Source organism: Vibrio hibernica (assembly GCF_015223435.1).
Taxonomy (GTDB): Bacteria; Pseudomonadota; Gammaproteobacteria; order Enterobacterales; family Vibrionaceae; genus Vibrio; species Vibrio hibernica.
The window spans coordinates 1-9,242 of sequence record NZ_VHKO01000074.1 but is presented as its reverse complement, the minus strand read 5'-3'; the positions used below and the strand labels follow the sequence as shown (position 1 = coordinate 9,242).

The following is a 9,242-nucleotide window of genomic DNA, read 5'->3' as shown; positions in this document are numbered from 1 at the left end:
ACTCAACCTGAGGTTTTTTAATCTTAATGTAAAAATAGTAAGTTCACGACGGCATAATCAAAGATGCCATCATTTCAATATGCTCGGGGGAATCGTTTAAACATTCAATATAACGGTATTCTTTACCACCCGCTTGCTGATAAATATCACGACACTCAATTGCAATCTCCTCTAGAGTTTCAATACAATCCACAGAGAAAGCAGGAGAAATAATATCTAATTGTTTGACGTTTTTAGTCGCCAAGTTTTTTAGCGTTTGATCCGTATAAGGTTGTAGCCACGCTTCTCGCCCAAACCTAGATTGATAACTCATCCCCATTTGTTGATCGGTTAATCCTAATTCGTCTCGTAATAATGCTGTTGTTTGCTCACAATGCAGTGGGTAAATATCTCCTTCATTAGCAAGTCGTTGAGGAATACCATGATAAGAGCAAAGCAAATAATCACCCTGCCCGTGTTGTTGCCAGTGATCACGAACTTTTTTTGCTAACGCTTTAATATACAAAGGATGATCGTGATAATCACGAATAAAACGATAAGCAGGGATCACCGGCATAGTTTTGAAAGCTCGAATTAAAGCATCAGAGGCTGCCGCTGTCGTCGTTCCTGAGTATTGAGGATACAAAGGTAGAATAATGATTTCCTCACATCCTTGTTTCATCAGCGCATCAACGCCACTTTGCAAACTTGGATTCCCATATGTCATTCCAAGTTCAACTGGCATATTTAATTTCAGTTTTAAAGCTTGAGCTTGGCGTTTAGAGTAAACCAATAAAGGAGAGCCTTCATCCATCCAAACCTGTTGGTAGACTTTAGCAACCTTGGGTGCTCGAATCGGTAAAATGATACCATTAAGTAATGGATACCATATTAAGCGAGTCATATTCACCACCCGTTTATCACTTAAAAACTCTTTAAGAAAACGTTTAATCGCGGCGGGAGTTGCCTCATCTGCGGTTCCTAAATTAACCAGTAAAACACCCTGTTTTTTGTGTTGTATATGGCTACTTTGCATAGTTAACATTCCTTTAGCTTAAAACTGATATAAAAAAAGCGACTATTGCTAGTCGCTTAATATATCAAATTCTCAACCCACTGAATTGAAATTATTTTGTTAATGCCGCTTCAAGTTCCGCACTTACCGCGTCAACAGCCTTAGTTCCATCAAATTTAAGATAGATCGTATTACCTAATGCGGCTTCATTACCATAGTATTCGATAAGTGGCGCAGTTTGTTCATGATAAACACCTAAGCGAGCTAATACGGTCTCTTCTTTATCATCATCGCGAACCACAAGATCTTCACCCGTCACATCATCTTTACCTTCCACTTTTGGTGGATTGTAAATCATATGATAAGTGCGACCAGAGGCGAGATGAGCGCGACGACCAGCCATACGTTCAACAATAACGCTGTCAGCAACTTCAAACTCAATAACATAATCTACTGTAACGTCTAGTGCTTTAAGGCCATCCGCTTGTGGAATAGTACGTGGAAAACCATCAAGTAAAAAACCTTTCTCACAATCATCTTGCGCAATACGTTCCTTGATTAAACCAAGAATAATATCATCAGAGACTAATTGCCCTGCATCGATAACTGCTTTCGCTTGTTTGCCCATTTCAGTGCCAGCTTTAATTGCAGCACGCAACATGTCACCGGTAGAAATTTGTGGTATACCAAACTTTTCCATAATGAATTGAGCTTGAGTCCCTTTACCAGCACCCGGAGCACCTAAAAGAATGATGCGCATGACGATTCCTCTTGTTGTTATATTTTCATACCGAAGCTCACAGTAAAAACGTGACACGATAAGTTTCGGTATAAGGATTAAACAGAAAATTCATAGTTAAATAAACCCTTCCGTTCACTTAATGAAGGCCAGAATTCTATCACAAATTCTGGCCTTATTAGCGTTTATGGTAGTGAAATTAGCAAAAGCTCACTTCCTTCGCCTTATTTACTTACCTAGTAGATCATTCATTGCAGTTAAGAAGTGACTAGGATCATCCATTGAACCTCGTTCCGATAACATAGCTTGGCCCAATAAAACTTCAACCCAACGACCAAAAGCTTGCTCATCAGCTTCATCAGCCATGCGTTTCACCATATCGTGTGCAGGATTAAGCTCTAATATATATTTCACATCTGGCACTTCTTGCCCAGCGGCGGCCAGTAGCTTCGCCATTTGCGTACCCATTTCATAGTCATCTGTCACCACAACAGCTGGCGTCGTGGCTAATTTGAATGTGGTACGAACGTCTTTCACTCGATTTTCCAAGTAATTTTTTGTGCGTTCAACGACGGATTTAAACTCTTCTTCTGTTTCTTTGTGCTTTTCTTTCTCAGCTTCATCTTCAAATTTAGATAAGTCCAAACCTGCTTTAGTGATTGATTGGAATGGCTTACCATCAAACTCGGTTAAGTAATTCATCAGCCATTCATCAATGCGATCGGTCATCAAAATAACTTCAAGGCCTTTAGACTTAAACTGCTCTAAGTGAGGGCTATTTTTAGCAGCGGCGTAACTGTCTGCTGTCAAATAATAGATCTTATCTTGGCCTTCTTTCATACGATCAATATAAGATGCAAGCCCCACGGTTTGATCTGAAGAGTCAACATTGCTTGAAGTAAAGCGCAATAAGGCGGCAATTTTTTCCTTATTAGAGAAGTCTTCTGCCGGGCCTTCTTTTAATACCATGCCAAACTCTTTCCAGAACGCTTGGTATTTCTCTTCATCGCGAGATGCTGTTTTCTCTAACATTCCTAACACACGCTTGGTACAAGCATTACGTAGTGATTGAGTCACTTTGTTATCTTGCAGAATTTCACGTGATACGTTCAACGGTAAATCATTTGAATCAATTAAACCGCGAACAAAACGTAGATACGATGGCATGAACTGCTCGGCATCATCCATGATAAATACACGTTGAACATATAATTTCAGGCCGCTTTTATGATCGCGATTCATCATATCCCATGGCGCTTTAGCTGGAATATATAACAAGCTGGTGTAATCATTCTTACCTTCAACTTTGTTATGACTCCACGTCATTGGGTCGCTAAAATCATGCGAAACATGCTTATAGAACTCAATATATTCTTCATCTGAAATATCAGACTTTGAACGAGTCCATAAGGCTTGTGCTTTGTTAATTTGCTCCCAACCACTTTCTTTTTTGGTGACCTTAGTGCCATCTTCATTTTCTTCGCCAGTTTCAATGTCTTTTTCAGCCCAAATTGAAACCGGAATACCAATGTGATCAGAATATTTACCAATCACCTCACGCAAGCGATAGTCAGATAAAAATTCTTTTCCATCTTCACGCATGTGCAGAATTATTTCCGTACCACGAGATTCTTTGGTGATATCTTCAATAGTGTAATCACCTTCACCAGCAGAATGCCACTGAACGGCTTGATCAGCTGCTAAACCAGCCGCGCGAGTACGAACGGTAACCGCATCGGCCACAATAAATGCTGAATAGAATCCAACACCGAATTGACCGATAAGTTGAGAATCTTTGGTTTGGTCTTCGGATAATTTAGAAAAAAAATCCGCCGTACCCGATTTTGCAATTGTTCCTAAATGCTCAATGACATCATCACGAGACATACCGATACCATTATCAATGATAGTTAATGTGTTGGTATCTGTATTAAATGACAACTTAACACCAAGATCAGCATCACCTTGATATAGGTCACCATTAGATAGGGCCTTAAAACGTAATTTATCGGCAGCATCTGAAGCATTAGAAATTAATTCACGTAAAAATATTTCTTTATTCGAATAGAGGGAATGGATCATTAGATGAAGTAGTTGCTTCACCTCTGACTGAAATCCACGAGTTTCTTTATTTTGTGTCGTTGTATCGCTCATTAGAACTCCAATATCGATAATGTTATTCAAACCGTTATCAACTAAATTGGGCTAACAAATATAAATTCAAGGTAAAAACTCATCAAAACCGTGTTTTTCTTATCAATTTTTATTATGATGATCATGAAAAACATCATAAAACCTAAATTTCGCGGAGTTGATACTCAAAATCATAAATATTAAAGACATTGATACTCACTGTGAAAAAAGCGTTAACCACTCTATTATTGAGAATACCTAAATGACCAATATTGGCACTAAATATATTGTTGCCCAAAAGTTTATCTTTGATCCATATAGCAATATTTTGCTTGATCAGCTCAATGATAACGAAGTCATACGTTTAGGGAGTAACGAAAGCCGTATTCTATTAATTCTAATCGAACAATCTGCCAATGTGGTAAGTCGAGATCAATTACATGAATATGTCTGGCGAGACCAAGGATTTCAGGTCGATGACTCAAGCTTAACTCAAGCAATATCTACACTAAGAAAGCTGTTGAGTGATTCAACAAAATCACCACAATTTATTAAAACTATTCCAAAGCGCGGGTATCAATTAATTGCGACCGTTGAGCAATACTCGGTCAATGATGCATCGATTAAAAACGAAGAAAATCAAGCATTGGAAACAGACCGTTCAGCGGTTGATGAACATTCGAAATCAATTAGCCAACAACTAGATGACGGTGAAAAACGCCTCTCAAAAGGTACCAGTTCCTCGCTGGTTAAAAACTGGCTCGGGCCTGCTATTTGGGTATTAATCATTCTATTTCCTATTATTGCATTAATGACAAAAGAGCCATATTCGACACAATTCACACAAATAGCGATGGTGGACAATATACCGTTACTACAACCCGAAAATCATCCAGAGATTAAATCTTGGTTACCTGCGATTGAACGCTGTACCAGCATTTACCTTAAACAAGTCAAAGGGTTATCGACACTAGAAAAAGTCATCGCAACTGGCAATCAAAATGGCCAAATGACATTGAACTTTATTCACTCTGTTGATCATTCGAGTCAAAATCAGTCGGTTATAATCTTTTCTGATCAGACTAATTTTTCCTCAGTTTGTAAGTAAGGTCACGATATGAAAAAAATCATTACCATCATCGCACTTGCAGGATCAATTCTCTTTAGTAGCTGGGCATATTGGCATAGCGACTTTAAATTAAAACACTTATTAGAATCGCGAGAATGGCAGTCAGTTTCGGTTGCCCATATGGCAGAGTGGGAAAATTCAAGTAGCATTGATAAGGCAAGAATCCTTTCTAACGTGAAGTATCTACCTAATGGAACTTACTTAAAAATATCAGCGTTATCCTTATACAGTAAGCAACTTAAAGATCCTGCTGAGTTAAGCATTTCAGAGTCAGGGCAATGGGATCTAAGTGATAACTATATAATTATTACTCCAAAAGATTTTAAAGATACTTCAAGTATTAGCCCATCTGGGTTACCCAAAAAGCAACTCGATAAGATCACAGAACTATTTAAAATGAGCTCGCAGCAAAGTAGAAAAATTGATGTCATTAACGACAACACCTTGCTAGTCACTACATTAGGTAATGGTTCAACCGTTTTATTTTCACAATAAAGCATCACGAACCTTTATATTTACAGCAAATCTAGCTTAACTAAAAAGAGGATCATCCCCCCCTGAATGATCCTCTTTTTTGACCATTTAAAGCTAAAAAACCTTACCTATAAGACATCAGTAGATAGCTAGAGATCGAGTCACCCATCGTATAACCGATAAATTTCTGTCTTAGATAACGTTAATTTAACTTACATGCTTTATGCTTATTCATATCAATAAAATCAAAAATCACTCTTATATAAGATAAACCAACCAATAAGCACTATAATCACCTATGGTGGGAGGAGACATTATGCATATTTTACTTACTGGAGGGACGGGTTTTATTGGTTCAGAACTGATTAAACAATTGGTTGGTCATCAAATCACTGTTTTAACTCGCTCCCCCAACACTGCAAAAAACAAGCTAAAATATACCGATTTTTCTAACATAAATTACATTGATAATTTATCTGCATGGCAAGATCTCAATCATATTGATGCTGTCATAAATCTTGCTGGCGAGCCTATTGCGCACAAGCGCTGGACTGCAATACAAAAACATAATATATGCCAAAGTCGATGGGAAACAACCCAGAGTATCGTATCTCTTATCAAAGCAAGTTCATCGCCTCCAGACTGCTTTATTAGTGGTTCAGCGGTAGGATATTATGGTGATAAACAACAACATATTGTTACCGAAAAAACATCACCTGAAATAGATAATGACAGCTTTACCCATAACGTTTGCAAAACATGGGAAGACATTGCCCAACAAGCTTGTAATCCATCAACTCGAGTTTGCATTATACGTACAGGCATAGTGTTAGGAGTACAAGGTGGTGCTTTATCGGCTATGCTTCCTCCATTTCGTTTTGGTGTCGGGGGGAAGCTCGGTAACGGTAACCAATATATGCCATGGATACATATCCAAGATGTAGTGAGAGCGATTCTGCATATATTAATGACACAAAAAGCACGAGGCATATTTAATTTATGCGCCCCTCATCCCGTTCAAAATAAATATTTTAGTCTTTTACTTGCCAAAACATTACATCGACCTTGCCTCATTACTACACCAAAATGGTTACTAAAATTGATAATGGGTGAATCTTCAGTCATTTTGTTTGATAGTGTCAGAGCAAAACCCAGGCAACTAACAAAGATAGGTTTTACATTTACTTTTTCGCGTTTAGAACCTGCTTTAAAGCAAATATTATTAACATCATCTCGTTAACGTCTATCGAGTTTTTTAGACCTTTCCTTCATTAAATCTTAATAATTTAAGGTTACTGTGTTCTCACCAACTGACCTTTCTTCATTTGATTTTTTAGTGAGGGGCTATGACACTGAACCGACTCAATTGGCTATGCATTGGACTAGTCCTCGCATTTTTATGGATATACTGAAGACTATCAAGCTTCAGCTCTTGAAACTCACAGATTCGCCCTTATTTCTTATTCAGACTCAGAGATCGATATCTCTAGATTAAGGAATATGACATGCAATCAAATACCATTATTGAGCTTGACGAACAAAACTTTAGAAGCGTTATTGAAACTTCGGCACAAACACCTGTGTTAATCCATTTTTGGTCTCCGACTGTGCCTGAAAGTACAGTAATACTTAATGAATTACAGGTATTAGCCCAACAATATCAAGGCGTGTTACAAGTCGCATTGTTGAATTGTGAACAACAACCAGCATTAGCTGGGCAGTTTGGCGTCCAATCTCTCCCAACAGTAGCTTTATTTTCTAATGGACAAGCCGTTGATGGTATGGGTGGTCCACAGACAATTGACGTAATCACTCAAATGCTGAGCAAACATTTACCAAGCCAAGAAGATTTACAGCTCAAAAAAGCCATTGAATCAATGGAAAATGGTCAGCACGCTGAGGCCCTTTCCCTCCTGCAATCCTTACCGGCTGAATTAATCCAGCGTGGTGATATCAAATTAGCCATCGCAGATTGCTTGCTAGAAACTCAACAGTTTGATCTTGCTCGCACACAACTAGAATCTATCCCTCTTGAATACAAAGATAACTATTACAAAGGATTAGTTGCTAAGTTAGAACTTCATCAACAAGCTGCCGATAGTCCTGAAATTCAGCAATTAGAATTACAACATCAAGAGTCGCCAGAAAACCTTTCTACTCTTTGTGAATTAGCCTTGCAATATCATCAAGTCAATCGAGACGAAGAAGCGCTTGATTTGTTAATGGGAGTATTAAGAAAAGACTTACATGCGCTTGATGGTGAACTTAAGAAAGTCTGCATGGACATTTTAGCTGCGCTTGGGCAAGGCAACAGTCTGGCTAGCCGTTATCGCCGCCAGCTTTACTCGTTACTTTATTAATAGAAATTCTCGTGAGTACCCTATGCCCCAAGAAAGAGTGCACTTGGGTATTCACTGAGTAATCGACTTACACTTTCCTTGTAGGTTATCCATAATCGGGCAAGCGGAACCTGAATCACCTGGGCACTCATTAATCCAAGCGGTCAGTTGCTGCTTAATATTATTGAGTTCTAATAGCTTAGATTCTACTTCATCCAGCTTTTCTTGTGCTTTATGTTTGATTACCGCACTGGTTCTATTTGGATCTTGTGACAGCTGCACAAAGCTTTTGCACTCTTCTAAGCTAAACCCTACCGCCTTCGCTCTTGCGACGAGTTTTAACTGTTCAATATGCTTATCACTGTAGGTGCGATAACCATTATCTGAACGTAAAGGTTCAGAGACAATGCCTTTTGATTCATAAAATCGAATGGATTTTGCAGAGAGGTTTGTGAGTTTTGCAACTTGACTAATGTTCATTAAATTCACCACGTTTGTGTTCATAAAATACAAAACCGATCATAATAGGATTATATGATCAGTTTACGTGTTTTATTCAATTTTAATTGATACCAATAAAGATGAAGCACGTGTGAAGAATCTACACGTTATTCAGCTTTTAGTAACCATGTTAAAATCTCACTACGCTGCTCAGACGTTGCTTTTTTATACCAGTAATCTAACATCTGGCTAGGCTTATCGTTTCCTGCCAACTCACCAGATACTTGTTTGCGGTTTTGAAATGCCCACGTTGAGAAAGCTTGTTTTTGAGAATCTGATGCTTCTCCATACCAATACTGCACCATTTCTTGTGGTTTGCTTATTTTTGTTTCAACCATCTTTGGTGCTGAAACCGCCGCCGCACCTGGTAGGATAATCTGGTGCTTCTTATTATAAGCAGTAACTTCTTTCTCATAGTCTCGAGTCAGGCCATTAGATGCCTCTAGCATGCTCTGCTGAGTTGAAACCGATTTTCCAGTTGAATCTTTAACCACGACTTTAGGCGCTTTATCGAATATCTTTGAGTCTTCAGTTGTTTTCAAAGTGCCATCAGGTGAAACGGTGAGTTCGGTATTGGCTGCATTGAACGTAATAACAACCGGTTTAGAATTAAATTTCTCATATTCACCGCGGCTTTCTACTAGTTTTGACACCTGTACCACTACTTGATTTTGACCATTATCAAACGTAAATTCATCTTTCTTCCCAAGACTAAATCCGACCTCCTCACCATTGATAACTAATGGTTTGATATCTTGATTAAGGCGTATCTTGACTTCTGCAGCGGCTTGAAATGAAGCTCCAACCAAACCCGCTAACAACAAAATTTTAAATGATTTCATATTTCATCCTTAATCTTAAATAAAACGGGCACCTACTAAAGTAGTGCCCGTTTACTATAACAAAATTAAATAGTATTCAGCACCGACTATA

The 9,242-nt window shown here is 38.4% G+C and carries 9 protein-coding genes; 4 read left to right on the top strand and 5 right to left on the bottom strand.

All coding sequences use genetic code 11. From position 1 onward, the window contains the following. Positions 1 to 43 precede the first annotated feature (43 nt). The 3 genes from hemH to htpG form a co-directional block, all read right to left on the bottom strand. Positions 44 to 1,015 carry a ferrochelatase gene (gene hemH, locus FH976_RS14765; RefSeq protein WP_194091559.1) on the bottom strand — a complete coding sequence of 324 codons (972 nt, stop codon included), beginning with the start codon at positions 1,013 to 1,015 and terminating at the stop codon, positions 44 to 46. 91 nt (positions 1,016 to 1,106) lie between these two features. Beyond that, positions 1,107 to 1,754 (bottom strand): adenylate kinase, encoded by a 648-nt coding sequence (gene adk / locus FH976_RS14760; RefSeq protein WP_194091558.1) that lies wholly within the window; start codon positions 1,752 to 1,754, stop codon positions 1,107 to 1,109. A gap of 207 nt (positions 1,755 to 1,961) precedes the next feature. Further along, a complete protein-coding gene (gene htpG, locus FH976_RS14755; RefSeq protein WP_194091557.1) occupies positions 1,962 to 3,887 on the bottom strand; it encodes a molecular chaperone HtpG in 1,926 nt (641 codons plus the stop codon). Positions 3,888 to 4,128: 241 nt separating this feature from the next. Here htpG and FH976_RS14750 point away from each other — a divergent pair, with 241 nt between their 5' ends. The 4 genes from FH976_RS14750 to FH976_RS14735 all read left to right on the top strand — a co-directional run bounded on the left by FH976_RS14750 (position 4,129) and on the right by FH976_RS14735 (position 7,829). Further along, entirely contained in the window at positions 4,129 to 4,974 is an 846-nt protein-coding gene (locus FH976_RS14750) for a transcriptional regulator (protein WP_194091556.1), read from the top strand. A 9-nt stretch (positions 4,975 to 4,983) separates the two neighbouring features. Further along, positions 4,984 to 5,490, top strand: coding sequence for a regulatory protein ToxS (locus tag FH976_RS14745; protein WP_194091555.1), 507 nt, complete (start codon positions 4,984 to 4,986; stop codon positions 5,488 to 5,490). A gap of 295 nt (positions 5,491 to 5,785) precedes the next feature. Next, complete coding sequence (locus FH976_RS14740; RefSeq protein WP_194091554.1) at positions 5,786 to 6,709, top strand: TIGR01777 family oxidoreductase; 924 nt, start codon at positions 5,786 to 5,788, stop codon at positions 6,707 to 6,709. A 265-nt stretch (positions 6,710 to 6,974) separates the two neighbouring features. Further along, positions 6,975 to 7,829, top strand: a complete 855-nt coding sequence (locus tag FH976_RS14735) for a co-chaperone YbbN (protein ID WP_194091553.1) — start codon at positions 6,975 to 6,977, stop codon at positions 7,827 to 7,829. Between the two features lie 51 nt (positions 7,830 to 7,880). Here FH976_RS14735 and cueR read toward each other — a convergent pair whose 3' ends face one another. Together cueR and FH976_RS14725 are read right to left on the bottom strand one after the other, a co-directional pair. Further along, positions 7,881 to 8,288 (bottom strand): Cu(I)-responsive transcriptional regulator, encoded by a 408-nt coding sequence (cueR, locus tag FH976_RS14730; protein WP_194091552.1) that lies wholly within the window; start codon positions 8,286 to 8,288, stop codon positions 7,881 to 7,883. 128 nt (positions 8,289 to 8,416) lie between these two features. Continuing rightward, positions 8,417 to 9,151: a YccT family protein gene (locus FH976_RS14725; RefSeq protein WP_194091551.1), complete on the bottom strand. Its 735-nt coding sequence runs from the start codon at positions 9,149 to 9,151 to the stop codon at positions 8,417 to 8,419. Between the last annotated feature and the right edge of the window lie 91 nt (positions 9,152 to 9,242).

What these genes read in the sequence shown, in the direction of transcription:
- FH976_RS14740 (WP_194091554.1), top strand. Translation starts at nt 5,786, where the DNA reads ATGCATATTTTACTTACTGGAGGGACGGGTTTTATTGGTTCAGAACTG.
- FH976_RS14735 (WP_194091553.1), top strand. Translation starts at nt 6,975, where the DNA reads ATGCAATCAAATACCATTATTGAGCTTGACGAACAAAACTTTAGAAGC.
- FH976_RS14745 (WP_194091555.1), top strand. Translation starts at nt 4,984, where the DNA reads ATGAAAAAAATCATTACCATCATCGCACTTGCAGGATCAATTCTCTTT.
- hemH (WP_194091559.1), bottom strand. Translation starts at nt 1,015, where the DNA reads ATGCAAAGTAGCCATATACAACACAAAAAACAGGGTGTTTTACTGGTT.
- FH976_RS14725 (WP_194091551.1), bottom strand. Translation starts at nt 9,151, where the DNA reads ATGAAATCATTTAAAATTTTGTTGTTAGCGGGTTTGGTTGGAGCTTCA.
- htpG (WP_194091557.1), bottom strand. Translation starts at nt 3,887, where the DNA reads ATGAGCGATACAACGACACAAAATAAAGAAACTCGTGGATTTCAGTCA.
- cueR (WP_194091552.1), bottom strand. Translation starts at nt 8,288, where the DNA reads ATGAACATTAGTCAAGTTGCAAAACTCACAAACCTCTCTGCAAAATCC.
- FH976_RS14750 (WP_194091556.1), top strand. Translation starts at nt 4,129, where the DNA reads ATGACCAATATTGGCACTAAATATATTGTTGCCCAAAAGTTTATCTTT.
- adk (WP_194091558.1), bottom strand. Translation starts at nt 1,754, where the DNA reads ATGCGCATCATTCTTTTAGGTGCTCCGGGTGCTGGTAAAGGGACTCAA.